Source organism: Thalassotalea sp. PS06 (assembly GCF_007197775.1).
In the GTDB taxonomy this organism is placed as follows: domain Bacteria; phylum Pseudomonadota; class Gammaproteobacteria; order Enterobacterales; family Alteromonadaceae; genus Thalassotalea_A.
In genome coordinates this window covers 1,290,716-1,316,617 of the sequence record NZ_CP041638.1, presented here as the reverse complement: position 1 = coordinate 1,316,617, position 25,902 = coordinate 1,290,716, and the positions used below count along the sequence as shown (strand labels likewise).

Sequence of the window (25,902 nt, the reverse complement as noted above, 5' to 3'; positions counted from 1 at the left end):
TTTTCATGCATAAACTAACGGATTAGTTTTTAGCGGATAACATGTATTTTGCTACCGCTAGACGAGTCTCTTCATCAAGATAGTTTTGCGGTGGCATTTCCGGGAAGTCATCACGCTTCTTGGTTGGGTTGGCAATCCACTCAGCTAAGCCTTCAGGATTATCCATGTACAATGCCTGGATGGTTTGTACCGGAGGACCAATCATAGTGCCTGAGTAGGTATGACAACCAGTACAGATACCAAGGTAAGCAATTTTACCACGCTCAGATGGGTCGATATCACGCGGTGGAACTGGAGAATCTAACAGATAAGTGTCAATGTTGTCAGTATTGGTGAAATCACACTCTTTCCAATCATCTACACCAACGGTCACATAACGGTGACGGTTGATGATACATGAATCGATACCACCACCAACTTTTACGATATCCGGCTTACCTTGTTTGAACTCAGTTAGCATTAACGCTTTGACTTCATCAATGGTGTCGTAGCCGTTATCCATCATCAGGTTATCCAAAATCATAGTACGATCTGGGTAAGGTTCTGAGTCTGGGTCACCAGTAGCATTACCAAATGAGATATGGTCAGAAATCAGGATACCTGCGGTTTTGTTGTTAGTGATAATATTGCCTTCAATGATGACATCATCGCCAGCCCAAACTACGATACCTGAACCTGGTGGGATCATCGCAACCATAGAGCCTGGAATTGCGAAGTTTTCGTGGTTGTTATCAACCACAAAGTTGTTACGGATAATAACGTCATAGGTGGTTTTGATTGGCAGACCCGGAGTGATGAACGCCAGGATACCGCCGGTGTTGTTGTGAACATAGTTGTTCTCAACAATGGCATGACGAGAGTTTTCGATTTCAATACCGGCTACCGATTCAAATACGTCGTTGTATGCAACCTGAATATTGTCACTCATACCAACGTAAATCGCCGCATCTTCAATACCAGAGATTACGTTGTGCTCAACCACACCGTTTTTACCAAGTTGCGGGAAGATACCGTAGATACCGGTATCAACGATTACGTTGTTGCGGATCACAAAGTTGTTACCCGCCTGACCCATGATACCGTTACCCTTGTATTGAGTAATTTTCAGGTTCTCAACAACGAAGTTGTTACCTGAATATAAAATCGCATCATTGAGCACGCCTTTACCGTCTAAAGTTGCGCGCTCGCCTTCTTTAATAACACCTACTAAAGAAATGCTTTCTTTGTCGACGTAAACGGTTTCGTGATAGGTACCTGGCATAATTTGAATGGTGTCACCTGGTTGCGCAGCTTTTACCGCGTCCATGATTAACTCACCTTCATTTACGACGATAACATTACCTGTAGCTTTTAAGTCGACAACTTCTGTGGTTCCGGCCTGAGCCTGGATATCCTTCGATTTGTCGTAACCACCGGTAAAGCTCGCGCCACCAGCACTTGAGGTGATCACTGGCGCACTATTTTTACCGCCATAATACGTGCCCCCAGCAAAGGCAGCAGCAATCAGTACTGCCGATAATATAACCTTTCCTTTACTCATAAATATCTCCGCTTACTTCCTCTGTGTGTTCTTGTTGTTGATTGTTAATGGATGATGCCCCCAACTTTTTATTATTGCTCACTGAAGGCATCGGTTTATCCCCTGATAAAACTTTATTGTTCTGCAGACTCGCTGCATATTTTGCATCTACCGCTGGCAAACCTGATGGTAAAACCGATGGTATTTGCGGTGTCAGACTTTCATCCGTTAAAGCATGGAGAAAATCGACAATTCGGTCCAGTTCTTCATCGGTCAGATTTGGTTCCCAAATATGCCAATGAATGATTAACTCTTCCCCTTCCGGCACCGCATGTCCACGGCCCTTGGTATAAAATCCTGCCGCTTCTCTTAAGCTTTTCATACCACCAGAATGCATGTATGGCGCGGTTTTGGCAATATTGCGAAGCGTGGGTACTTTAAACCCGCCACGCATACGCTTGTCATTGAATGGCACTTCCGCACCCGGGTCAAAAGGCATACCTTCTGGCTCTGGCGTACCAATCACCGCAATTTGATTATTGGTAAACAGTGGCGGTTGATGACACTCAGCGCACCTTGCCACGAAGGAACGGAAAATATTCATCCCCTTAATTTCATTTTCACTCAATGCATCATGAAAGCCATGGGCATATTGATCATATCGCGAGTTCAGTGAAATTAATGAGGTCTGGAATGCCGCTAAAGCAGTTGCCACTTGCTCGATTTCAATTTGCTCGGTTTCTGGAAATGCCTGTTTGAACATGCTCGGGTAGCTGTCATTGCCGCGCAACGATGCCAATAGCTGTTGCGGGTTGTTACCCATCTCTTTTGGGTCAAACAATGGGCCAACGGCTTGCTCTTCCAGGGTATCGGCACGACCATCCCAGAAGAATCTATCTAAAAACGCCACGTTCCATAAGGTTGGTGCACTGCGCGGCACTTTCTCCCCGGTTACACCGACGCTTCTGTCCATATCATCACTAAAGCCTTTGTCCGGCTGATGACAACTGGCACAGGATAGTGAACCATCTTTTGACAATAACGGATCGAAAAACAAGTAACGACCTAAATCGATTTGCGCCGGAGTGAAGCCATCACGATGATCAGGCAATGAGGTTTGGGTGCCGCCTACGCCGCGGTTTTGTACCGAGTTATAAAACTCGTACATGGTGCGCAGCATGCAATGGCCTTTGGCGTTTTTCTCAAAACTTGGTGGACAATGTTGCTTTAATTCGAAGTTCGCCGCGTCGCTCGCCTGAGCTTTTGACATGGAGGCGAATACCAGTGCCAAAGACAGTCCTGCGATCAGGGCGATTCCTAAACTTATCAGGTTTTGAAATTTAGATTTAACTGCAATCATAAATTTCATCTCAATTATTTATCTAAGGTTTGGATAAATGAAACGATGTCCTTGAGATTTTTATCATTGCTGATGGTGTTAGCCATCATACGCATTTGACGACCGTATTTATCATCCTGATGATAGCCGCGAATACCCGCTTTGTAATTTTGTAATTGGCGAGTTAAGTAATCTGCTGAAAGTGTGGTGAGATTTGGTGATTTTAACGCTTCGTTTCCTTTAGCGTTATTGCCGTGACAGGCTGCACACTGTGATGTGTATTGGCGGTTACCATTGCGCAGGGTATCGGCATCTAGTTCAGGTTTAGCAGCAGCTTCTACTTCGAAGGTCGCAATGTAGGCCAATACATCAGCTTTGGCTTTTTCATCGGCAACCAGTTTCGCCATCGGTACCATTTGCATACCAGCAGTATCACCTGCTTGGGTACCACGTTTGCCGGCATTGTAATTATCCAGCTGCATCGATAAATACCAGGTGTACTGACCTGCTAACGATGGTGCTTGCATGGCGTCATTACCCTGGCCTTTATCACCATGACAAGCGACACAGGTTTGATATAGATTTTTACCGTTTTCGGCATCACCCTGAGCTTCAGAAAAAGCCATTGCCGAATTAAAAACCAGAGACAGGAATCCCAAAGTAAAAAAAGAGGAAATTGTTTTTGTCATTTTACTTATCACGAAAGTCACCTTTGAGGTCTGCAATATGTTCTATCTTCAATCGTAGTTGGTTCAACTATACAATTTGCAGATTTAAATGCTTACGGATTCGTAAAAAAGTCTGACGGATTCCTTGAAAACCCGCATTATTTATAGGTTATCCCGCTATTTTTACGATATTGGCTTGGGGTGACACCATGGGTGTCTTTAAACGCCTTATTGAACGAACTTAGCGATCGAAAACCGCTATTCATAGCTAACGTCAGGATTGGCGTTGATGAATTTTCCGGCACCAGCAATTGCTTGCTGACTTCTTCGATACGGAAAAAATTCAGGTAGTCATTAAAGTTCCGATAACCTAAAACGCCATTGATTAACGACCGCAGTTTTTGTTCTCCAAAGCCCAAATGGCGGGCAAGTTTTGCTATGGTCAAACCTTCCTGTTGATACAACTTTTCTTCTCGCATTGCTTGTTCGAGTTGTTGCAATGGTGCCTCATTGCTATCAACTATTTCGACATTTTGCTTAGGCGGTTCGAACATGGAGTTAGGTCTGGTTTGCAACAACATGATATTTAACCCGGTTGCAAGAATGGCCAACATACCGAGCTTACCGGTAATCAACCAGAGACCGCTCACCCCTAATAGTTGCTCTACCACAATCACCAATAAGATATATGCTGCGCAAAAACTAATGACAGAACCGCGGATAAAACGACGTTCAGCAACCAAATCGTCACGCCAGAATTTCAGGGCGATAAACAATGCATAGGACATTAGCCCTAGCTCAATCAGCATGACGCAAACTTTAATGACCGATGCCAACATGGCTATTGAATCGGGCGGCGGATTATTCAACGCCAACAAAATTTGTGCCATTGAGGCTAATGCCAGGGGCAGGAAGGCCAGTGAATATTGCCAGGGTTTTATCTCAATGCGGTCACTAAATACACTCAAGCCGACTAGGTAAAACACCCCGGGTAAGATATTCGATGCAACAAAGACCACTACCCAGGCAACACTGTACAACGGCAAGGTGCCGAACATCTGTGGGATCAGGTACAACATTACGGTCGCCATCAGGATGCAATACAAACGTACCTGCAATGACTGCTTTGCTCGGGGAAAAAGAATCAAAAATGCCAGGGTAAATTGGGCAAAAGCAAAGTGACTTAAGAACAGGTTCAATGAACTCATTTAAGGGAAGAAAAACCGGGTTGCTGTTTGAATGTGGGCAGAGATTAACATTGCACCTAAGCATTTGCCAGTGATTTGCCATATTGCAATTGAGTCAATTTTTAGTGAAAACAAAAAATGTTTGTTTTTCAGAATCTTTGTCTAAAAATACGGCACAATTAGATTGATTGCTCTAATTTAACTGGTCCGATCTTGTTGACAGCAAAGGAATTATTTGGGATTTTAGTCCCTGATTTAACCGTGGTTAATATCTAACCAAAATTAGAATATTTGTTCTAGAAGGTTAATTTTAGTGCACCTAAGGATGGGTACATAGAAAGCAAATGTGAGGTAAAAAATCAGGTTTGTTTTTGATTTCTGTAAGAAAATAGGATTAGGTATGCTTGTTTGAAAATGTGCATATCTAATCCTTTTTCTACTATCTTAAAATCTTTTTTCTACTATTTATAATCCATTCTTTGACAGAAAATCGACAAAATGTTGGCGATTGTGCTGGTATGTGCCGTCCACCCCAAGATACGCGATCAGGAAGCTACCTGACTCACCCGCTTTAAACAATAATTCTTGATGAAGTAAGATATCTTCGTTGTAGGTGTAGATGCTTGGCGAATCCCTCACTTGTTTTGCTTTCGCTTGCTGCAGCGAAAATTGCTCAAGCCAATAATCCTGAAACTCTGCAAAATCTTTCGTCGCTGAATTGATAATACCAATTGCACTGCAAGTGTTAATCGATATTGCGAAGTCCTTCCTTTTCTGTTGTTCTTCCTGACATTCAAACCATGGATACACAGGGTTTGTTAAAAACCAATAAACCACAATAAACAAAGGAAATCAAAGAACTACAGGATCATAACAATTCACTGCCGACAGCCTATTTTGACATGTTTTTAAGGTATAAAAAAAAGCGGGTGCTCATCACCCGCTTTTCAAAAGCTTAAATCTGACTTGATTAGAAGCCGTATTTAACTTCTACGCCGGCTTCTAAACCACGGTTTACGGTAACGTATGGCGTACCTAGTACATCAGCAGTACGACCGCCTAAGCTACCTTCAACATAACGGTTATCTAGCAGGTTTTTACCCCAGATAGCCAATTCCCAGTCTTCGTCTTCACTCGCCCAGGAAATACGTGCGTTAAGATCTTTACGGTCATCGAAGTAATTTGGAATGTCTTCAACAAACGCTGGCTGACCTACTTCAAATACACGAGTGTTTTCTGCAAACACATAATCGATGTGTAAACGGGTATCACCAAGGCCAATGTCCATCATCCAGTCATAAGTCAGGGTGTAGTTTACGCTAGACTCACCAGAGATAGTCATTGCAGGGATCAGCTCACCAACCGCATTGTAGAAAGCTTCAGAGTCCTGATCGGTTTCACGATAATCAGTTACCGCACCAAATACCATGCCATCAACGATTTCCCACTCAAGGGTGATTTCCACACCATTAAGCTCAAGATCTTCGTTAACAACCGTAGGCAATGCCTGGTTTTGGCCTGGAGGCTTAGATTCAACGCTACGTTGTCTGCCATCAAGGATGGTGTGGTAGAAAGCTAACGTGGTACGTAAGCTATCCGCTAGTACGCCCTTATAACCAATCTCCAGGTTGTTAACTTCTTCTGGCTCAAATGGCTGTGCGGCACTTGAGATATTCAGAGAATCATAACCACCGGCCTTGTAGCCTGTCGCATAAGAGGCAAATACCATGTGATCATCGTTAATCTGGTAACCGGTACCGATTCGGCCAGTTAACTCGTTCCAGGAATCTTCCGCGCCGAACATAGGTACTGCCGGGAACAGGATATTCGTTACACCCGGACGTTCCTGAGCAAATTCTGTTTCGGTAATTTCCCAGGTGAACTTTTTGTCATCACGGGTATAACGTAAACCAAAGAAAGCATTCCATTTATCAGTAAACTGATAATCGAAATCAGAATAAACACCGTAACTGGTGAATTCACCGGTATTTACAAAATTCTCTGACCAGAACATACCACCAAAGCTAGGGCCGAAAATTCTAGGCTCACCAAACATTTGCGCTGCTAAGTCATAGGTTAAATCGCCTGTTGCAGCTACAAAACCAGCACTCGCGTCCATACCAAAAGCAGACAACACGTTTGCCCACTCATCGGCGTTCCATAGGTGATCCATTTCTAAACCAGAATCAGCGTAGGCTTGATCAACAACATCAGAGAAGCTGATTTGACCGATACAAGCGGTTGGATCCGGAGCACCTTGCAGATTACACGCATAGATTGCCGCCGCAGCGTCAACATCACCGCCTGTCATTGCCAATAAACCCGCCTGTTCAAGGCCAGAAAGTACTTGTCCACCAACAACTTGTTTAACCTGACCGTTAAGGTCTTGGGTTACAAGACGAGCTACGGTATCGGTAGTAACGTTGATTTCAGATTCCTGCCAAACGTCTTCTTTTGAATACGTGAAACCACCCACGTAACTTAACTTGTCACCGGTGTAGTTAAACTGCAATTCGTTATAGAAAATATTGGAATCTTCGTTGTTTGACGTATCAAGATAACGGGTGATATCGGCCGTACCGTCCTCTTCACCGCGGTTTACGGTTTGCCACTCACGGTAGCTGGATACCAACTTCATTGACCAGTACTGGTCAAATTCGTGATTTACTTTCAGGGTGTAAGCCGTCATATCACGACCTTCCTGACCATTACGTAAATCGTTTTCAACTTTATCCGGGAATGGGTTGAAGTTACCTGGAACGCCGTCACCCGGGTTTTCGTCATATGCATAAGGGCTTAAACCGATAGCCATTGGAGGAGCCTGATCCAGGTCATCCCAATCGTATGAGAAAGTAACATCCGTACGATCGCTTACCTGCCATTTGATGGCAACACGCGCTGCATCATGGTTTTCTGCACCAATATCCCAGATTTTCGTACCTTCGTTCCATTCTGGACGGGCAACGTTTTCGATAAATCCGTCTTGTTCGTTGGTTAAGAAGTTTGCACGCACGTATACGTCTTCAACCAATTCGAAGTTGATCATACCTTCGATACGAACCAGGTTATCGGTACCAAATGTACCTTTAACGAAACCTTCAAAATCTTCCTGCGGCGCATTTGGGATCATGTTAACAACACCCATTGCCGCGTTTTTACCAAATAACGTACCTTGTGGCCCTTTCAGTACCTCGATACGTTGCATATCGGAGAACAGCACGTTTTGTGCGGCACGCGGCATGTATACGTCATCAAAGAAGGTTGCAGAAGACGGGTCCTGACCTACGGAAATATTTGGGCTGGAGATACCACGAATGGTTACACCCGCCTGAGTCATACTACCTTCAGAAAAGTCGAATCCCGGAATGAATTTATCGATATCTTTCAAAAGAATCGAGCCAGATTCTTCGATAGTGTCAGAGGATACTGAACCAACGGTAACCGGAACTTTCATGACATTCTGTACACGCTTTTGCGCAGTAACGACGATTACGTCATTAATGTCTTCTTCTGGTTCGTTTTGTTCAGCCGCAAATGCGGTAAAAGAGGCCGCAGCCAGTGAAGTTGCCACTGTCTGAGCAATAAGTTTTTTTCGAAATCTTGCGCCAGATTTCCCTGAGTTTAGTGTTAAGGACACTTCATTTCCCCAATAATTGTTTTTATATTCGGTTCGCTTTTGCATTCACAAAAAGCATTATCAGGTTCTTGAAGGCTAAATTTTAGTGAGCTGCACCCCTTGCAGCTAGGCGTATTGATATCACAAGCGGGTCGGAACAGAAAGTAATATTTGTGAATTTATAGGGGATTTTGTTGGCAAGATGTCAAAAACCGCGCTGATCGAGCAAAAAACGCACAATGCATTTCAATGACTTATCGACAATTTTGTCGATTAATTAGGTAACCAAGAATCTGCCGATAAATTACTGTCAATAAATCCACTGCGCCGTAAAGCATGCTGAGTCCACCAGTCATCAGGGCAATTTCTCTAACCGGTAAGCCGCGCACAAAATCACTGCCAGCATCCATACCAACAAAATTAGCAACCGTAGTTGCAATGAAACAGCCAGTGATAATCAACAGTAATGGGTTGGTAAAAACAGAGATGTTGAATCGTTGAATGAAATCAGCTGTCATAAACCGTGTAAAAAAAAGCGAAGAATATGAGGTCATACTCTTCGCTATTCGATTTGGTTTAGTTTTCGGGTTAGTCAGTGACAGTTAAAAACCGTACTTAACCTCAACACCGGCCTCTAAACCTCTGTTGATGGTAACGTATGGCGTACCTAGTACATCCGCGGTACGTCCACCTAAGCTGCCTTCCACATAGCGATTGTCCAACAGGTTCTTACCCCAGATGGCAAGTTCCCAGTTCTCGTTTTCACTGGCCCAGGATAAACGTGCGTTTAAGTCCTGACGGTCATCGTAGTAGTTCGGGATATTTTCCACAAAGGCAGGTTGGCCAACTTCAAACACACGGGTGTTTTCTGCGAATACATAATCGATGTGTAAACGGGTATCGCCAAGACCGATATCCATCATCCAGTCATAGGTAATGGTATAGTTAACGCTGGACTCACCAGAAATGGTCATCGCCGGGATAAGCTCACCCACGGCATTGTAGAACGCTTCAGATTCCTGGTCTGTCTCACGATAATCGGTAACCGCGCCTAAAATCATGCCATCGATGATTTCCCACTCAAGAGTTACCTCAATACCATTTAGCTCAAGATCCTCGTTAACAACCGTAGGTAGTGCCTGATTCTGACCCGGAGGCTTAGATTCGATACTGCGCTGTCTGCCATCCAAAATGGTGTGGTAGAAGGCAAGTGTCGTTCTTAAGCTATCAGCAAGAACCCCTTTATAACCAATCTCAAGGTTTTTAACTTCTTCCGGCTCAAACGGCATGGTCGCGCTGGAAATGTTTAATGAATCATAACCACCGGCTTTGTAACCCGTCGCGTATGATGCGAACACCATGTGATCATCGGTGATCTGGTAACCCGTACCGATACGACCTGTTAGCTCATTCCAGGATTCGTCGGCGCCAAACATAGGTACAGATGGGAACAGGATGTTGCGCACCCCAGGACGTTCCTCAGCAAATTCCGTTTCAGTAATTTCCCAGGTAAATTCTTTATCGTCACGGGTATAACGAAGGCCAAAGAAGGCATTCCATTTATCGGTGAACTGATAATCGAAATCGGAATAAATACCATAACTGGTGAAATCACCGGTATTGATAAAGTTTTCAGACCAGAACATGCCGGCAAAACTAGGACCAAAAATCAGAGGCTCGCCAAACATCTGCGACGCCAGATCATAGGTTAAATCCCCGGTACCCATGACAAACTCAGGACTCGCATCAATACCAAATGCAGAGAGCACATTGGCCCACTCATCCGCATTCCACAGGTGGTCCATTTCTAGACCAGAATCGGCATAAGCCTGATCGACAACGTCATTAAAGGTCACCTGACCGATACAATTAGATGGGTCAAGTCCCTGTAAGCTACAGGCATAGATGGCTGCGGCGGTATCAACATCGCCCATAGCCATATCGATTAAGCCAGCTTGTTGCAAGCCATTCAGTACTTCACCACCAACAACCTGTTTTACCTGACCATTCAAATCGCCGGTAACAAGGCGGGCAACAGTGTCGGTTGTAACGTTGATTTCAGTTTCCTGGTAAACGTCTTCTTTTGAATAGGTAACACCACCAACGTAACTTAGTTTTTCACCAACATAGTTAAACTGTAATTCGTTATAGAAAATATCGGATTTTTCGTTGTTCGACGTATCCAGATAACGAGTGATTTGTGCGGTACCGTCTTCATCCTGGCGGTTAACCGTTTCCCACTCACGGTAACTTGTTACCAGCTTCATTGACCAGTTTTCATCAAACTCATGGTTAATTTTCAGGGTGTACGCGGTCATATCACGACCTTCGACACCGTTGCGAACATCGTTTTCTGCTTTATCGGCGAATGGGTCGATATTACCCGGAACGCCATCGTTAGGATTTTCCCAGGCATATGGACTCAAACCAATGGCCATCGGTGGCGCTTGCTCAAGATCATCCCAGTCAAAGGAGAAAGTGACATCGGTGCTATCGCTTACCTGCCATTTAATTGCGGCGCGAGCAGCATCGTGGTTTTCCGCCCCCAGCTCCCAAATTTTTGTTCCTTCATTCCATTCCGGGCGAGCAACGTTTTCAACGAATCCATCCTGTTCATTGGTTAGGAAATTGGCTCGAAAATAAACATCTTCCATCAATTCAAAGTTGATCATGCCTTCGATACGTACCAGGTTATCAGTACCAAAGGTGCCTTTGATAAAACCTTCGAAATCTTCCTGAGGCGCATTCGGGATCATGTTCACAACACCCATCGCCGCATTCTTACCAAACAGCGTACCTTGTGGACCTTTCAGTACCTCAATACGTTGCATGTCAGAGAACAATACGTTTTGTGCCGCGCGTGGCATATAAACGTCATCAAAGAAGGTTGCCGAAGATGGGTCGAGGCCGACACTGATGTTCGGACTGGAAACACCACGAATGGTAACCCCAGCCTGAGTCATCGTACCTTCGGAAAAATCAAATCCCGGGATAAATTTATCAATATCCTGTAATAGAATCGAACCGGACTCTTCTATCGTATCCGATGAAACGCTATCTACAGTGACAGGAACTTTCATGACGTTTTGCACACGTTTTTGCGCAGTAACAACGATAACGTCATCAATGTCTTCTTCAGGCTCTGACTGCTCAGCGGCCAATGAGGTGAATGATGCCGCAGCCAGTGAAGCAGCCACTGTCTGTGCGATTAGCTTTTTGCGAAATCTAGCGCCAGATTTCCCTGAGTTGATTGTAAGAGACACTTATTTTCCCCAATAAATTATTGTTATATTTAGCGTTTATTAGGTTCAAAAAGGTTAAGTTTTAGTGAGTCGCAACCCTTGCAACTGATTTATTGATATCACAAGGGAGTATCAAGGCAAAGCAATTTTTGTTATCTTTTTGCAAAATTTGTCTAACGTTCGTTAATTTTCCCCACAATTTCAACGACATTCCATGCCATTAAAAGCCGTAAAAAAATGATTAAATTAAATAACTTCTCTCTCTGCAAACGCATCTCTCATTTTGCAACTGTATGCCTTTTCGCTTTACTTACCTTTGGTTGTGGAGGCCCACAGCTCAGTGCTCTGGATAACGATGCCACGATTCTCGCTTTTGGCGACAGCCTGACCGCAGGTAAAGGTGTGCCAGCTGCACAGAGTTACCCAACGGTGTTACAACAATTAACGGGATTGAATGTGATAAACGCCGGTATTTCCGGGGAAGTCACTGAGGATGGCCTGGCGCGCTTGCCGCAAATCCTGGATACCGAATCGGTAGACTTGATGATACTGATTGAAGGTGGCAATGATATTTTGAGAAATATGGACTTGAATCAAACTAAGCAAAACCTCGATCAGATGATTCAGCTCGCGAAAGCAAGGGGTATTGAGGTTGTATTGTTCGGGGTGCCAAAGAAGAGCCTTTTCTCTGACAGTGCCGACTTTTATCAGGAATTAGCCGACAAACACGATTTAATTTTTGAAGATGAAATAATCGCCTCGATGTTACGCTCTCCAGAGTTAAAATCAGACAGCGTTCACTTTAACCAGCAGGGTTATTACCAACTTGCCGCTCGAGCCCACGAGTTATTGCAGGACCACGGGGCGTTGTAAACATAGAAAATGAGCGCGTAATTAAAATTTAGTTTCGCGCTCAACTTGCTTTCTATTACTTTCACAAGACTCTCCTGAAAAACCCATCAAAGCTTATATAAGTACAAGGCTTATATGTAAACAGCCTGTAATCCCAGGGTAATAAAATGTAAATAGTGCATTTTTTATCCTTGCTTGTTACAAAGATGTAAACAATATTTCTCCGCGATTAATCATTGTAAAACATGATGTTAGAGACATTGTTAACAATACATAGCAATGGTTAATTATCGACCTATTGATGTCTTTTTAAAGAAATCTTAACCTTTCTCCACACTCTTACTGAATCTCCTGTTTTCTCTATTCAGTATCAGCCAAAGTGAGGTTATATGAGCACTGTTTCTAAAAATCGTCGAAATTTTATCCGTGGACTTGGTGGCATTGCGCTACTGGGTGTTACGGCGCCATTAATGAGCAACAAAGCGTATGCCAATATCATTACTGGTAATGGTAAAGCCCTGCGATTTTATAATCGTCATACCCAAGAAAAAGTTCAGGGTGTATTTTGGCAAAATGGTCAATATAACAAACAGGTTTTGGCATCATTTGACCATCACCTGCGCGATCATCGTCAACAGGAAGTGGCAAGTCTGGATCCGAAACTGTTCGATTTTCTCCATGCCATCTGTGAAAAGTTAGGCCTGGACAAAGAAATCCATATTATTTCCGGTTACCGCTCGCCGAAAACCAATGCGATGCTGGCCGGTAAAAGTACAGGTGTTGCCAAGAAAAGCTATCACATGCGCGGCATGGCGATGGATTTTGCTATCCCCGGCGTTGATTTAGCCTTGCTGCGTGATACCGCAAAGGCCTTGAAGCTTGGTGGCGTTGGCTATTACCCGGATTCTGGATTCATCCATATCGATACGGGTCGGGTTCGTAGCTGGTAATTTTTCACTATAATGTCGGGTTTTTGCAGGTAATCTAAAATGTGATGCCATACAATAATACCAATCCCATTAAATTATTGCTCACTCAGTGAGAATTTAAAGGCTTTTAGACAAGGCTTTGATTGCAGAGAATGGTTATTCCATTGTCAAAATCAGTAACGCGGGATAAACGCCTTTAAAACTCACCCGTAGGGAGTTAGTGAGAGGCCCATTTACTGCCCTATATTTCATTAATATAGAATGACTATATCAATAAAATCTATGTTGCAAATGAACCTCGGCCCTAACTCTGAGTTGTGCACAAACTTAGTGGGATTGGTATAGGGTCACTTGGTTGACCATATATTAGCTTTTTTTAGTATGGTGGATTATGAATCGTCCTCGAACTGACGATACACATACTGATTCGGAACCCTCAGAGCAATTTGACTTTACGGTAATTGATCCTGAGGTGTGTCATCGCGCTCGAATGAGTCGCGATGAACGTTTTGATGGCCAGTTTTATACCGCCGTTTTAAGTACTGGTATCTACTGTCGACCAATCTGCCCTGCCCGTTCCCCAAAAGAAGAAAACGTCCGCTATTACTTCAGTGCCGCACAGGCTGAACATCAGGGATACCGTCCCTGCAAACGCTGTCGTCCCGAATTAGCACCTCAATCTCGGCACTCGACATTATCATCCATGCTGAAGCAGGTTAAAGGTGATCCGGGTATTAAGGTTAAAGACCTTGCCAGATCACTTCACATCAGTGAACGGCAATTACAACGTCAATGTCAGGACGCCCTGGGCATGACACCTAAAGCTTTTATCAATCAACAGCGCGGAATTATTGGTCGCAAATATCTGATTGGTTCGAATTTATCGGTTACTGACGTTGCTTATTTAAGTGGTTTTAATAACCTCCGCAGTTTTAATCAACATATAAAAAGCCAATATGGTTGCAGCCCGATAGAACTTCGTGAACAAAAAAATCGACCGGTGGATAATACCCAAAGCTTTGACTATCGACTCAATTATCAAGGGGAGTTGAACTGGCCACTGATGCTGTCATTTTTAAGAGGACGGCAAATTCCCGGGGTTGAATATGTTGACGACAACAGTTATCAACGCAGTATAGAAATTGACGGCATTAGCGGCTGGTTTAAGGTAACCAATGCCAGTGGTGAAAACCTCAATATCAATGCTCTGAATTTAGAAATTTACCTCACTGATTACTCGGTATTAGATAAGGTCGTGCGCCGGGTAAGACATATGTTCGATTTAGACTGTGATCTTGAGCGAATTCGCAAAACGCTAAGTAGTGACAAACGGCTTGCAACGATTGTGGCTGACAATCCAGGACTGCGTCTTCCCGGTTGTTGGGACATTTTTGAATTTACCATTCGTGCCATCCTTGGCCAGCAGATCACCGTTAAAGCGGCGACAACCCTTGCTGGCAGGATTGCCAATCGATTTGGCACACCGGTGACATTACCGGACAGTCTAAACGCTAAAGTCGATAACCTGTTTCCGACGATTGATTCGGTGATGGCTCAGTGTTTCGGCAATTCTGCTGAGCTGAAGGATTTTCAGGATCTTGGCATTACCACCACACGCCAAACCACCTTGCTCGACTGGCTACGCTTTTACCAGCAACATCAGCATTGGTTTAACCCACAGGTAGATTTTGAAAAGTTCGTCGATTTATTGTGCCAGCAAAAAGGTATTGGCCCCTGGACTGCTCATTATATTGCGATGCGTGGTGTCGGCGTTGTCGATGCGTTTCCGGCCGAAGATCTGGGGATCATTAAGGCGCTTGCGGTTGACGGGGTAAGACCGAAGAAAAAAGAGATTTTAGAAAGCGCAGAAAAATGGCGCCCGTGGCGTGCCTATGCGGCCATTTATTTGTGGCACTCGCTTAGTAATTAATAGAGATAACAGAGACAATTAAAAGAGCAAAAACTATGTATTATCATGTTTTTACCAGTAAATTTGGCGATATTGCGTTGCTGGCCAATGAGCAAGGGCTTACGGAACTGAGTTTTCAACAAGGTAATGTACCTATCGACATCAAGGCTGAGTATCAACATGCGCCGGAAAAATTTACTCAGGTATGTGAACAATTGACCGAGTACTTTGACGGCAAGCGCACTGAATTCGATATCAAACTGGCGCCAGTTGGCACTCAATTTCAAAAACAGGTTTGGCAAGCGCTACAGAAAATACCATTTGGCAAAACCAGCAGTTATGGTGAGCTGGCAAACAGCATTGATAACCCGAAAGCCGTTCGCGCCGTGGGCACAGCAAATGGCGCAAATAAAATTGCCATCATCATTCCCTGTCACCGCGTCATCGGCGCCAATAAAACGCTTACCGGCTATGCCGGTGGATTGGATTTAAAGGCAAAATTACTCTCGCTAGAGGGTGCCGAATTTAAAGCGAAGTAACCAAAATCATCTGGCGTAACTTCGCAGATTCAGAATGCGGAGCGCGGCTAAGGCCGCTCGCAGACGGCAGTTATTCTTTATACTTTTTCTAATCACTGAATTCTCCACTCTGCATACTAATTTTGTTATCATCTTTTCACATTGAAACGCTCGATTAGATAACTTAGATAAGATCAAAATGGAAGCAGTACTGGTTAGCCTGGGGCTGGCAATCATCGCCTTTATGGTTTGGAAACTCATTCAGGCCCGACAATACAATGGATTTATCGATTGGTTAAATGTTGAGGTAAAGCCGCAGGTTCTAGAGACCATTGAACAGAAGCTTATCGAATCACGCTGCGAGTTAACGCCAAATAACGAAACCCATATCAAAGCCACCAAAACCTATTATGGCGCCTACCCTATTCGTATTTTTGAAGCGGCGCTGGCCCGAGAAATTATTCCGGTAGAATGGCTCAACGATAGTAAACATAAACGCTTCGCTGCACACATGATGGCAGCGCAAGGGCAATATCGGGCTAAACGGGAGTAGAGACTCGCTGAGTACGTATCGTAAACGATACTTCGAGTGCGTGACAGAAAACGTCACTGCGAGTACACAATCAAAGATTGTTCCGGGTACGCGACACAAAACGTCGCTTCGAGTAAAAAGCAAAAACCCTTGCGTCATTCCCTGATACTACAGGGAATCTTAGCTAGAGCCGAATGTCTCTGAAGTGCCAGGAACGGGAGTTGGAACTCCCTTAGTACGTATAGTAAACGATACTTCGAGTGCGTGACAGAAAACGTCACTGCGAGTACACAATCAAAGATTGTTCCTAGCACGTGACAAACAGACGTCACTCCGAGCACGCTGATTTCATCAGCTCCTGGTACACGTCGTTTTGAGTGAGGTAAGCTTCACTGGTGGAAGGTGGAAGTAAAAACCCTTGCGTCATTCCCTGATACTACAGGGAATCTTGGCTAGAGCCGAATGTCTCTAAAGTGCCAGCCAGAGTCATACGCTACCCCATTTATTTACACCGTCATCCCCTGCTCCGACAGGGGACCTCCCTTCGTTTTACTGATACTTGTTTACTTAGCTCTTTAGTTAAGAAGTTGAAATAAATAGGATCACAGCACGCGATAGGAGGTCCCGCATCAAGTGCGGGATGACGGCGTATTATTAAAAGAAAGTGGGAGGTTCAATAAACTCAAACTTATCAATTTGGTGCAAGCTGATAACACGATAATGTCCGGGCTTACCAAACAATAAATTTTCATCTTCTATCCTCGCAAAGCAGCTCAAAGAATGGTTATTGAACGGTACTACCGAGACGACTGGCTCTTGTCGATCAAATTCGATGTAAGATAACTCGTTTCCTAAAGACTCCAGAAACCTATAATATGCAGGGTACTTACTTAAGATAAAAGTCCCAATCAAGATAGACACTGCTGCAACCGCAAGTACCACCGACAACCATTGAGATAATTCAAATCCAATATGCAGAGCCGCTGCGAGAGCAATGATAACGATTAGAATTTTAATTGAACGTGGGGTGAGCCTTAATCCATTAAATCTTTTTTCCATTTACTTCCTCAACTCAAAAACAATAACCACGATGCACCAGTAAAACACTTGTGTTTAATTACAAGCTGCAACTAAAAATCGTTGATTTGATGTACAAAATTAGAGAACTAATACAAAACGATACGGGCACTAGGATAAAATTTGCAAGTGTTGCCTCAACGAAGGTGAACAATATCATTTCAGGCTCGTACGTTTGCTGGTAGTAAACATCAACGGTTAAAAAAGCCAAAAACAGGAGATAAGTTAGAATGCCAACGCCAACCAGACGCGTGTAAACGCTGCGTTTATGAAAAACAAATCCGGCAAATAACGCATATATAGCTAGTCCTGCTATCAACTCGATAATCCCTTTGTTGTATTACGGTGACCTAGTGCTTTCAACGAACAAAATGGTGACTCAAAACATCGGGTTCATTGAATATACACATTAACTTTTTCAATAGGTTAACGTCAAACCCAGTTCTAGAAAAAGCGCGATATCAACGGTTCATAGAAAATGGGCTTGGAAAGGGTTAGCTGATATTCTGCAATGGTTTTTAAAAAGAACACAGGTGCTAATCTCGATTCAAAAACTTAGCGTATACTTATCCTCGTATCAACTACAGGGGGGCAGTGCTCTGCCTCAATACCTCAGGCGGGGGGGTCCTATGAAAAACGTCAACGTTTTACTTCTTGCAGTGTCTGCAAATTTATTTACCTTTCAACCAGCAATAGCACAAGATGACAACGCAGCTTTGGTGCCATTGCCTTCCCTCGAGGATTTCACTCAGGGAGAGGATGGCTGGGCTTTTGGGCTAGGTTTAGGTGTTGAATACGAGTCTGCGTACGAAGGCTCGGACGAATACGAATTCGAAATCGATCCTGCGGGCGCCGTGCAATGGCGAAGTGGCGATAATATTTTTTACTGGGCAGGTGAAGCTCTTGGATGGCGAGGGTTGCGTTCTGAGATCTGGCTTTTCGAGGCACTATTGGCGTTCGAAGAGGGGCGTGAAGAAGGTGATTCCGACGATGGCCGATTGGATGGTCTAGGCGAAGGAGAGGAAGGTTTAGAGCTGGTATTACAAGCTCGTCGTGCATTTGGTGCCGATTGGCGATATTGGCTGGATGGCCGGATAGTGGCCGGTGAGAATGGAAATCTTGGCCTTTTTGGCATCGGACGTCGTTTGGGTGACCAAATCGATGGCAGCGGCCATGAAATCGCTATCGCGGTGGTATTTCATGACAGCGATTATGCGAATAAAGACTTTGGTATAGACGCTGAGCAATCGATTGCATCTGGCCTGGAACAGACGGATTTAAACGGAGGTTTTCGCTCAATTGGATTTAATTACAATTATCGCCACTACATAAACGACAACTGGCAGATTTTTGGCGAGGCCGTTTATGAGCATTACAGCGGCGACATCAAAGATAGCCCGATCGCGCGTAGCGACTATGAAGCGGAAGTAGGGCTTGGGTTTATCTATATATTCTAAAACCAATTCAATTTAGTCTTTGTGCAGCTCAGAATTAAGGAAGAGGTTCAAGCGAACCTCTGTTGGGCTGATTATGTGAAATTTGAATTCCACTTTAAACAACTCATACTCTTTAAATGCATGGCAAATTGTTGGAGTGAACATGGACCTTGAACAAAGAGACGAAGGCGTTATCGCCGTGATGGTAAAGCGGTTTGAAGACATCACTTACCCGCGAATTGCTGAGATGCGCGAAAAGGTAAATGGTGGCGGTGTGCTTGATGACAGAGACATCGCGTTTCTAGATAAAACCTTCAAAGATGGGCATCAGATGCTGTCCGTGTTAAAACGTCATCCAGACTATGATGCTTTGGCCAAAGGTGTCCTTTTGATGTACGAAGAAATCATGACCAAATCCCAGGAAAACAGCAAAAAGTAGAGCGATGGGGCAGCCGATGCCCCCATAGCCTTGACTAGCGTTTTTTAGGTGCCTGACGACGTTGTTGATGCTTCTTAACGTTGCGGCGAATCTTGCGGCTTTTGGTGTTATCGATGCGTTTTTCGTCGACCTTCACTTTCGATTGGGTTTCAACCGGCAACTGCACCAACTTGCGATAGTAGTTCACATCTTTTAAGCCAAGCTCTAACCAGCCCCCCAGAGGTAAACGGCGCTCCATTGTCATGTCACCATAACGAACTCGGATCAGACGAGATACCTGCACCCCCTGACTTTCCCACAATCGACGAACTTCGCGGTTACGACCTTCCGTTAACACCACATGGAACCAATGGTTGCGTCCTTCACCACCGCGATAGGTGATTTTCTTGAACTTAGCCATACCATCTTCAAGTTGCACACCATTGCGCAAACGCTGCAGCATGGCTTCATCAATCTCGCCAAATACACGAACCGCGTATTCACGTTCAACTTCATGGGATGGATGCATCAGGCGATTAGCTAGCTCACCATCATTGGTAAAAATCAGCATGCCTGAGGTATTGATATCTAAGCGGCCAACAGCAATCCAGCGGCTGCCGGTAAGTTTCGGGAGACGATCAAATACCGTTGGTCTGCCTTCCGGGTCTTTTCGGGTACACATTTCCCCTTCTGGCTTGTTATAAACCAGAACCCGGCAGATTTGCTCTTTTTCATCAACGATTTTAACCGCATGACCATCGAGTCGGATTTGTTCCGTGCCTTCGACACGGTCGCCAAGGTAGGCGACTTTACCATCAACACTGACACGACCAGCGCTGATCATGGCCTCCATCTCACGACGGGAGCCCTTGCCGGCACGAGCCAGCACTTTTTGCAATTTTTCAGACATTTATGTTCTCATAAACAGAAGCTTAAGTTGTTACGCTTCCACTAACTCTTCAACCTGTTCAGAATCGAGGTTAATTTCAGAAACTGGCATGAGTTCTGGTAACTCAGACAGTGATTTTAATGAAAAATAATCAAGAAATTCATCGGTCGTCGCCAACAGAGCTGGACGCCCTGGAACTTCTTTGTGGCCTACCACTTTGACCCAGTTACGTTCTTGCAATGTCTTAATTATATAACTAGACACAGAAACGCCACGAATATCTTCAATTTCGCCGCGAGTAATGGGTTGGCGATAGGCAATTAAAGACAATGTTTCTAACATTGCCCGGGAATAACGCGGTGCTCTTTCTTTCCACAGTAACGCGATCTGTTCAGAGTGTTCATTAGCCGCCTGAAAGCGATAGCCACTGGCCACTTCCACCAGATGAATGCCCCGCTCTGCATAATCCTGCTGCAATTCACTAATAATTGCCTGAAGTTGTTTGCCGGATAATGCGACATCATCTTCCAGGGTCGTTTGCATGGCTTTAATCGACAAAGGACCGTCGGCCACAAACAACATGGATTCAATCAGGTTTTTTAATTGCTTGTTATTATTCATAATTCGCCCTTCCCTTGAATCTACTCTGGTTATCAATACTTAAATTAATAGTTGAACTAAACCTTTAAACGCCTACGCGGATTTGACCTGAATATGGCCAAACACCTGAGATTGCACGCATTCTATCAAAGATTCCTTGATCAACTCCAGAATTGCGAGGAATGTTACCACCACCCCAGCTCGGCCTTCCTGAACCTGAAACAAGTCGCTAAATTCAACGAACTGCCCAGGTTGCAATTTCGCCAGGATCTGACTCATACGCTCGCGGGTCGATAGGTTTTCTCGTTGAATGTGGTGGTGCTCAAACGCTTCAGCGCGTTTCAATACACCCTGCATTGCCAATACTAAATCCTGTAAATCCACCTGAGCCTCGACAACGCGGGGCTTATAGGACTCCGGTAAATCGACATTTGGCAGATGAATATCCCGTTCAAGACGCGGCAACTCATCCATATCTGCAGCGGCCTGCTTGATCACTTCGTATTCCTGTAATCGGCGCACTAGCTCAGCACGAGGATCTTCCTCTTCGTCTTCAACCGTGGTTTTCGGCAGCAATAATCTCGACTTAATTTCCGCGAGAATGGCCGCCATCACCAAATACTCGGCTGCCAGTTCTAACTTCAATGACTTCATGACATCGACATATTCCATGTACTGGCGGGTAATTTCAGCAATCGGTAAATCGACAATATCAAACTTTTGTTTGCGGATAAGATACAACAACAAATCCAGAGGCCCTTCAAAGGACTCAAGGATGATTTCCAGCGCATCAGGGGGAATAAACAGATCCTGAGGCTTTTCTACCACCGCCTCGCCATGGACAAGCGCCAGCGGCAATACTTGCTGCTGCATTTCTCCCTGGTCAGTGTTTAACGCGGTTGTCGTTGCTGTGGTCAATGCCAACTTCCCTTATCTATTGATTTTATTGTCGTTTAACGTCTTCGATTAAGAAAACGGTCTTGGGTCACCTTCACCGAAGCGGATAACAATGGGATAGTCATCTGTCATGTCGACAACGGTTGTTGGTTTTTCTCCAAGATATCCGCCATTTAGGATCAAATCTACCTGTTTCTCTAAGTTATCACGGATCAATTCCGGATCATATTCTGTGCTGTCGTTACCTGGCAGGATCAAACTGGTAGACATCAAAGGCTCACCTAATTCTTCAAGCAGCGCCATGGCGATATTGTTTTCAGGGATCCGAATACCTATGGTTTTCTTCTTCTCATTTAACAAGCGCTTCGGGACTTCCTTGGTGCCTTTAAAAATGAAAGTGTACTTACCCGGTGTGTTGTTTTTCAGTAAACGAAAATGGCTGTTATCAACGCGAGCGTAAGTCGCTAATTCCGATAAATCTTTGCATAACAGAGTGAAGTTATGCTGTTTATCGATATTGCGAATACGGCAGATCCGTTCCAGTGCGGCTTTGTCGCCAATATGACAACCCAATGCATAACCCGAATCTGTAGGGTAAACAATCACTGCCCCCTGGTGGATCATTTCACAGGCTTGCTTAATTAGCCTTGGTTGTGGGTTATCGGGGTGCATATAGAAAAACTGACTCATGGTTTATACCTCGTTATGCCATGTATTTATTATTATTTTTATTCCGACCAGTGTTGCCAGACGACCTGAGTATCTTCGGGTACGCGCAGATTGCGTCCCAGATCACTCCAGCGGGTAGGATAATGAAAGTCTGAGCCCACCGATGCCAGTAAGTCGTACTCTTTGCAAAAAGCGAACAGCAATTGCTGTTGCTGAAGATTCATTTGCGGCGATGCAACTTCCATCGCCTGACCATCTGCGGCTTTAAAATCAACGATAAGGCGACGCAGCCACTTGGTGGATAGATCATATTTCATCGGATGGGCAATCACCGAAATACCGCCTGCAGCGCGAACGGCGGCAACCGCTTCATCAATTTCCACCCAACCTGGCTTTACATAAGCGCGCTTGCCCTTGCCTAAATACTTATCAAAGGCTTTTTGCATACCAGTAACATGGCCTTGATTGAGCAATACCTTGGCAAAATGCGCGCGGGTAATGCTACCCTCTCCCGCCAGTTTTTTCGCTTCATCGTAGGCGTCTTCAAAACCGGCTTTGGCAAGCTTTTCACCAATTCGAATCGCGCGATCTTCACGGGTGTCCTGTTGCCTTTGAACAATATCAATAATGGCGGGATGATTTTCATCAAAATTTAAGCCAACGATGTGAATTTCAAAGCCTTGCCAACTGGTAGATATTTCAATGCCGTTGATAAGTCGGATAGGTAAATCGTTTTCGGCAATATGAGCTTTGGCAATAGGGATTGCAGCCACCGTATCATGGTCGGTAATGGCAAGCTGTTCAATTTGATAAGTACTTGCCCGGTCGATTAATTCCTGAACGGTGAGATGGCCATCCGAACATTGAGTATGGGAATGTAAATCAACGCGAATATCATGCACAGACGCAACCTTATTCGCAGGCGATTCATCTGCGATTTTATCAGCGTTTATTTCACAACCTGAGGTATCCGCCGAGGTTGTTGAATCTGTTTTTGAATGAGTGTCGCCACTTTTTTTCAAGAGTTTTTACTCCAGAGGTTGACTTACAGTAAATTTTGCTGTTTTCTATAAAAAGAATTTTACATTTTACGTGGAAACAGACCGTAATGGTACAGGCAAAGCAAGCAATTACTATGATTATTTGGTGGTGGCATAACTCAACATAGTGGGTTATGAGGCTTTGCGCATTCGCGAAAAATTACTTAAAACCCGCTTTTTAGCGGGTTTTTTCGTTTTTAGGCTTATAAATCAATTAGTTATTAGATATATAGTTTCGGCAAAAAATAATGAATCATTCTCAACCGACACAATCGGCACATACATCAACAGCGAAAGTAGGATTTAAGACACAGGTACAAACCGAAATCCTCGCCGGTACCTATCAGGCAGATCCGCTGTCTTTGTTTGCTCAGCTGACCCGGGACAAGCACCATTGCCTGCTACTCGAGTCCGCAGAAATTAGTGATAAGCGTGCGCTGAAAAGTATTTTGCTTATCGATACCAGTTTAAAACTGGAATGCCACGGTAATCGTGTCGACCTATTTGCCTTAACCAATGACGGCCAAACCTTGTTAGAAGCATTAAAAGTTTACTTTGGCGGCGATGCGTTTAAAAACATCATTGATGTTGAGGATAATCTGGCAACGGCAAACATACCGAATCATTGTCTTGGTCAATGTCATTTAGTTTTTTCCGCGCCTGATTCTACCCTTGATGAAGCTTCACGGCTTCTGGCCAGTAATCCATTTCAGGTATTACGTGTATTGCAAAATATGGCGCCAGATAGCGCTAGTCCTTATGCCACGTTTTTAGGCGGTGCTTTCGCGTTTGATTTAATCAGCGTCAGTGAAGACTTACCCGAAGTCGCGAACAGTGCCAACCAATGCCCGGATTACGTATTTTATCTGGCACAATCTTTGGTATTGATTGATCACCAGCAACAATCGACCGAGTTTATCGCAAATTGTTTTACGGAATCAGAAAGCCTGCAGGTAAAACAAAGCCTGATTGAACTACACCAGCAATGTGAGCAATTAGCTTTGCCCGGTACAGATGGCAGTGGCAAAGCTGGAGCTGACGGCGAGGTAAACGAATTGCCGGTTTGTGTCAATGTCAGTGATGACGAGTTTTGTCAGCAGGTTGAAGCACTAAAAGAGCATATCCGCGCCGGTGATATTTTTCAGGTGGTACCATCGCGTACCTTCTCCATCGAATGTCCTGATACCGTGCAGGCATATCGCCAGTTAAAGAAGACCAACCCAAGCCCTTATATGTTCTACCTCAAGGACGAAAGCTTTGAGTTATTCGGAGCGTCTCCAGAATCGGCATTAAAATTTACCGCCAGCAATCGCCAGGTTGAACTCTACCCTATTGCCGGAACCCGAGGCCGAGGTTTTCGCCGGGACGGCAGTTACAGCGCCGATTTAGATGGTCGTATTGAACTTGAACTGCGCAACGACGTAAAAGAAAAAGCGGAACATTTAATGCTGGTAGATTTGGCTCGTAATGATATCGCCAGAGTGAGTGACGGCGGTACTCGTCATGTTGCCGAACTGCTTAAAGTTGATCGCTACTCCCATGTTATGCATCTGGTTTCTCGGGTTATTGGCACATTGCAGCCGCAGCTTGATGCCCTGCATGCGTATCAGGCATGTATGAATATGGGTACGCTTTCCGGAGCGCCGAAAGTTCGCGCCACCGAATTAATTCGTCAGTTTGAAGGCGAGCGTCGCGGCAGTTATGGCGGTGCAGTCGGCTACTTAAATGGAGACGGCGATATGGATACCTGTATTGTTATTCGTTCAGCATTTGTTCAGGACAATACCGCCCATATCCAAGCGGGCGCGGGCGTTGTTTACGATTCAGACCCACAGGCAGAGGCGGATGAAACCAGGCAAAAAGCGCAAGCGGTGATCCGCGCCATCCAATTAGCAAATAAGGTTAATCGCACTCAAAGCAAAGACGGTTCAGGAGAGAAAGCATAATGGAAAACGTCAAACTATATATGCTGGATAATCTTGATTCCTTTACCTACAACCTGGTCGATGAATTTAAAACATTAGGTTTTGCGCCGGTAATTTACCGAAATACCGTCAGTGCCGAATATATTTACCAAACAATGCTCGCAGAAACGGATCCGGTGATCCTGGTGGTTTCACCAGGTCCCGGTTCTCCGTCCCAGGCCGGCTGTCTGATGGAACTTTTAGCGCTTTGTTGCGGCAAGTTTCCAATACTAGGCATTTGTCTTGGCCATCAGGCATTGGTTGAACATTACGGCGGTAAAGTGGATAGAGCGGGTGAGATTGTGCATGGCAAAGCGTCATTAATAGACCATAGCGGTGAAGGTCCATTTGTAGAACTACCCAGCCCTTTGCCAGTGGCACGTTATCACTCGCTAATCGCGACGAAAATGCCAGAAGCTTTATATGTGATTGCCGATTACCAAGGCATGGCGATGGCCATCGAACATCCTCAGGACAAAGTTCTAGGTTTTCAGTTTCATCCGGAATCACTGCTAACGTCGAAAGGCAGTCAATTACTTGAGCAGAGCTTTGTGCATCTGTTAAACCAAGCGCAACCAACATCGAAATAAAGAATAAAGAT

Annotated in this window: 23 protein-coding genes; 9 read left to right on the top strand and 14 right to left on the bottom strand. The window is 44.6% G+C overall.

Features of this window, described 5'->3' with window-relative positions; translation table 11 throughout:
• Positions 1-22 precede the first annotated feature (22 nt).
• The 8 genes from FNC98_RS05760 to FNC98_RS05725 form a co-directional block, all read right to left on the bottom strand.
• A complete protein-coding gene (locus tag FNC98_RS05760; RefSeq protein WP_143580359.1) occupies positions 23-1,540 on the bottom strand; it encodes a parallel beta-helix domain-containing protein in 1,518 nt (505 codons plus the stop codon).
• Positions 1,533-2,879, bottom strand: a complete 1,347-nt coding sequence (locus tag FNC98_RS05755; protein WP_221932921.1) for a cytochrome-c peroxidase — start codon at positions 2,877-2,879, stop codon at positions 1,533-1,535. The genes FNC98_RS05760 and FNC98_RS05755 overlap by 8 nt, the downstream gene beginning before the upstream one ends.
• A 14-nt stretch (positions 2,880-2,893) precedes the next feature.
• Positions 2,894-3,547, bottom strand: coding sequence for a c-type cytochrome (locus FNC98_RS05750; protein WP_143580357.1), 654 nt, complete (start codon positions 3,545-3,547; stop codon positions 2,894-2,896).
• A 137-nt stretch (positions 3,548-3,684) separates the two neighbouring features.
• A complete protein-coding gene (locus FNC98_RS05745; protein ID WP_143580356.1) occupies positions 3,685-4,734 on the bottom strand; it encodes a helix-turn-helix domain-containing protein in 1,050 nt (349 codons plus the stop codon).
• Between the two features lie 444 nt (positions 4,735-5,178).
• A complete protein-coding gene (locus tag FNC98_RS05740; RefSeq protein WP_143580355.1) occupies positions 5,179-5,523 on the bottom strand; it encodes a hypothetical protein in 345 nt (114 codons plus the stop codon).
• A 160-nt stretch (positions 5,524-5,683) separates the two neighbouring features.
• Positions 5,684-8,350, bottom strand: a complete 2,667-nt coding sequence (locus FNC98_RS05735) for a TonB-dependent receptor (RefSeq protein ID WP_260680492.1) — start codon at positions 8,348-8,350, stop codon at positions 5,684-5,686.
• 233 nt (positions 8,351-8,583) lie between these two features.
• Positions 8,584-8,847, bottom strand: coding sequence for a hypothetical protein (locus FNC98_RS05730; protein ID WP_143580353.1), 264 nt, complete (start codon positions 8,845-8,847; stop codon positions 8,584-8,586).
• Positions 8,848-8,931: 84 nt separating this feature from the next.
• Positions 8,932-11,592 (bottom strand): TonB-dependent receptor, encoded by a 2,661-nt coding sequence (locus FNC98_RS05725; RefSeq protein WP_143580352.1) that lies wholly within the window; start codon positions 11,590-11,592, stop codon positions 8,932-8,934.
• A 216-nt stretch (positions 11,593-11,808) separates the two neighbouring features.
• On the opposite strand from FNC98_RS05725, the gene FNC98_RS05720 reads away from it, so the two are divergent.
• The 5 genes from FNC98_RS05720 to FNC98_RS05700 all read left to right on the top strand — a co-directional run bounded on the left by FNC98_RS05720 (position 11,809) and on the right by FNC98_RS05700 (position 16,332).
• Positions 11,809-12,444, top strand: coding sequence for a GDSL-type esterase/lipase family protein (locus tag FNC98_RS05720; RefSeq protein WP_143580351.1), 636 nt, complete (start codon positions 11,809-11,811; stop codon positions 12,442-12,444).
• 368 nt (positions 12,445-12,812) lie between these two features.
• On the top strand, positions 12,813-13,373 hold the full coding sequence (locus FNC98_RS05715; RefSeq protein ID WP_143580350.1) for a DUF882 domain-containing protein: 561 nt from the start codon (positions 12,813-12,815) through the stop codon (positions 13,371-13,373).
• Between the two features lie 370 nt (positions 13,374-13,743).
• Positions 13,744-15,282, top strand: coding sequence for a DNA-3-methyladenine glycosylase 2 family protein (locus FNC98_RS05710; protein ID WP_143580349.1), 1,539 nt, complete (start codon positions 13,744-13,746; stop codon positions 15,280-15,282).
• A 35-nt stretch (positions 15,283-15,317) separates the two neighbouring features.
• A complete protein-coding gene (locus FNC98_RS05705) occupies positions 15,318-15,800 on the top strand; it encodes a methylated-DNA--[protein]-cysteine S-methyltransferase (RefSeq protein WP_143580348.1) in 483 nt (160 codons plus the stop codon).
• 178 nt (positions 15,801-15,978) lie between these two features.
• Complete coding sequence (locus FNC98_RS05700) at positions 15,979-16,332, top strand: hypothetical protein (RefSeq protein ID WP_143580347.1); 354 nt, start codon at positions 15,979-15,981, stop codon at positions 16,330-16,332.
• Positions 16,333-16,965: 633 nt separating this feature from the next.
• On the opposite strand, the gene FNC98_RS05695 is transcribed toward FNC98_RS05700, so the two are convergent.
• Positions 16,966-17,370: a hypothetical protein gene (locus tag FNC98_RS05695; RefSeq protein ID WP_143580346.1), complete on the bottom strand. Its 405-nt coding sequence runs from the start codon at positions 17,368-17,370 to the stop codon at positions 16,966-16,968.
• Between the two features lie 647 nt (positions 17,371-18,017).
• Here FNC98_RS05695 and FNC98_RS05690 point away from each other — a divergent pair.
• Positions 18,018-18,845 (top strand): MipA/OmpV family protein, encoded by an 828-nt coding sequence (locus FNC98_RS05690; RefSeq protein ID WP_143580345.1) that lies wholly within the window; start codon positions 18,018-18,020, stop codon positions 18,843-18,845.
• A gap of 142 nt (positions 18,846-18,987) precedes the next feature.
• Positions 18,988-19,263 (top strand): hypothetical protein, encoded by a 276-nt coding sequence (locus FNC98_RS05685; RefSeq protein WP_143580344.1) that lies wholly within the window; start codon positions 18,988-18,990, stop codon positions 19,261-19,263.
• A 34-nt stretch (positions 19,264-19,297) separates the two neighbouring features.
• On the opposite strand, the gene rluB is transcribed toward FNC98_RS05685, so the two are convergent.
• The 5 genes from rluB to rnm all read right to left on the bottom strand — a co-directional run bounded on the left by rluB (position 19,298) and on the right by rnm (position 23,190).
• Complete coding sequence (gene rluB / locus FNC98_RS05680) at positions 19,298-20,152, bottom strand: 23S rRNA pseudouridine(2605) synthase RluB (RefSeq protein WP_143580343.1); 855 nt, start codon at positions 20,150-20,152, stop codon at positions 19,298-19,300.
• Positions 20,153-20,182: 30 nt separating this feature from the next.
• On the bottom strand, positions 20,183-20,752 hold the full coding sequence (scpB, locus tag FNC98_RS05675) for an SMC-Scp complex subunit ScpB (protein WP_143580342.1): 570 nt from the start codon (positions 20,750-20,752) through the stop codon (positions 20,183-20,185).
• A 72-nt stretch (positions 20,753-20,824) separates the two neighbouring features.
• Positions 20,825-21,604: a segregation and condensation protein A gene (locus FNC98_RS05670; RefSeq protein WP_144035473.1), complete on the bottom strand. Its 780-nt coding sequence runs from the start codon at positions 21,602-21,604 to the stop codon at positions 20,825-20,827.
• A 93-nt stretch (positions 21,605-21,697) separates the two neighbouring features.
• Complete coding sequence (locus FNC98_RS05665) at positions 21,698-22,318, bottom strand: L-threonylcarbamoyladenylate synthase (protein WP_143580341.1); 621 nt, start codon at positions 22,316-22,318, stop codon at positions 21,698-21,700.
• A 38-nt stretch (positions 22,319-22,356) separates the two neighbouring features.
• Positions 22,357-23,190 carry an RNase RNM gene (gene rnm / locus FNC98_RS05660; RefSeq protein ID WP_144035472.1) on the bottom strand — a complete coding sequence of 278 codons (834 nt, stop codon included), beginning with the start codon at positions 23,188-23,190 and terminating at the stop codon, positions 22,357-22,359.
• Positions 23,191-23,585: 395 nt separating this feature from the next.
• Between rnm and FNC98_RS05655 the strand changes: the two genes are divergently transcribed.
• On the top strand, positions 23,586-25,283 hold the full coding sequence (locus FNC98_RS05655) for an anthranilate synthase component 1 (protein WP_143580340.1): 1,698 nt from the start codon (positions 23,586-23,588) through the stop codon (positions 25,281-25,283).
• Positions 25,283-25,891, top strand: a complete 609-nt coding sequence (locus FNC98_RS05650) for an aminodeoxychorismate/anthranilate synthase component II (RefSeq protein WP_143580339.1) — start codon at positions 25,283-25,285, stop codon at positions 25,889-25,891. Before FNC98_RS05655 ends, FNC98_RS05650 begins: the two co-directional genes overlap by 1 nt.
• Positions 25,892-25,902: the final 11 nt, after the last annotated feature.

Bases quoted from the DNA above. Each gene is read 5' to 3' on its own strand.
- FNC98_RS05695 (WP_143580346.1), bottom strand. From the start codon at position 17,370: ATGGAAAAAAGATTTAATGGATTAAGGCTCACCCCACGTTCAATTAAA.
- FNC98_RS05670 (WP_144035473.1), bottom strand. From the start codon at position 21,604: ATGCAGCAGCAAGTATTGCCGCTGGCGCTTGTCCATGGCGAGGCGGTG.
- FNC98_RS05655 (WP_143580340.1), top strand. From the start codon at position 23,586: ATGAATCATTCTCAACCGACACAATCGGCACATACATCAACAGCGAAA.
- scpB (WP_143580342.1), bottom strand. From the start codon at position 20,752: ATGAATAATAACAAGCAATTAAAAAACCTGATTGAATCCATGTTGTTT.
- FNC98_RS05665 (WP_143580341.1), bottom strand. From the start codon at position 22,318: ATGAGTCAGTTTTTCTATATGCACCCCGATAACCCACAACCAAGGCTA.
- FNC98_RS05700 (WP_143580347.1), top strand. From the start codon at position 15,979: ATGGAAGCAGTACTGGTTAGCCTGGGGCTGGCAATCATCGCCTTTATG.
- FNC98_RS05685 (WP_143580344.1), top strand. From the start codon at position 18,988: ATGGACCTTGAACAAAGAGACGAAGGCGTTATCGCCGTGATGGTAAAG.
- FNC98_RS05745 (WP_143580356.1), bottom strand. From the start codon at position 4,734: ATGAGTTCATTGAACCTGTTCTTAAGTCACTTTGCTTTTGCCCAATTT.
- FNC98_RS05750 (WP_143580357.1), bottom strand. From the start codon at position 3,547: ATGACAAAAACAATTTCCTCTTTTTTTACTTTGGGATTCCTGTCTCTG.
- FNC98_RS05690 (WP_143580345.1), top strand. From the start codon at position 18,018: ATGAAAAACGTCAACGTTTTACTTCTTGCAGTGTCTGCAAATTTATTT.
- FNC98_RS05755 (WP_221932921.1), bottom strand. From the start codon at position 2,879: ATGATTGCAGTTAAATCTAAATTTCAAAACCTGATAAGTTTAGGAATC.
- FNC98_RS05760 (WP_143580359.1), bottom strand. From the start codon at position 1,540: ATGAGTAAAGGAAAGGTTATATTATCGGCAGTACTGATTGCTGCTGCC.
- FNC98_RS05730 (WP_143580353.1), bottom strand. From the start codon at position 8,847: ATGACAGCTGATTTCATTCAACGATTCAACATCTCTGTTTTTACCAAC.
- FNC98_RS05705 (WP_143580348.1), top strand. From the start codon at position 15,318: ATGTATTATCATGTTTTTACCAGTAAATTTGGCGATATTGCGTTGCTG.
- rluB (WP_143580343.1), bottom strand. From the start codon at position 20,152: ATGTCTGAAAAATTGCAAAAAGTGCTGGCTCGTGCCGGCAAGGGCTCC.
- FNC98_RS05650 (WP_143580339.1), top strand. From the start codon at position 25,283: ATGGAAAACGTCAAACTATATATGCTGGATAATCTTGATTCCTTTACC.
- FNC98_RS05720 (WP_143580351.1), top strand. From the start codon at position 11,809: ATGATTAAATTAAATAACTTCTCTCTCTGCAAACGCATCTCTCATTTT.
- FNC98_RS05715 (WP_143580350.1), top strand. From the start codon at position 12,813: ATGAGCACTGTTTCTAAAAATCGTCGAAATTTTATCCGTGGACTTGGT.
- FNC98_RS05710 (WP_143580349.1), top strand. From the start codon at position 13,744: ATGAATCGTCCTCGAACTGACGATACACATACTGATTCGGAACCCTCA.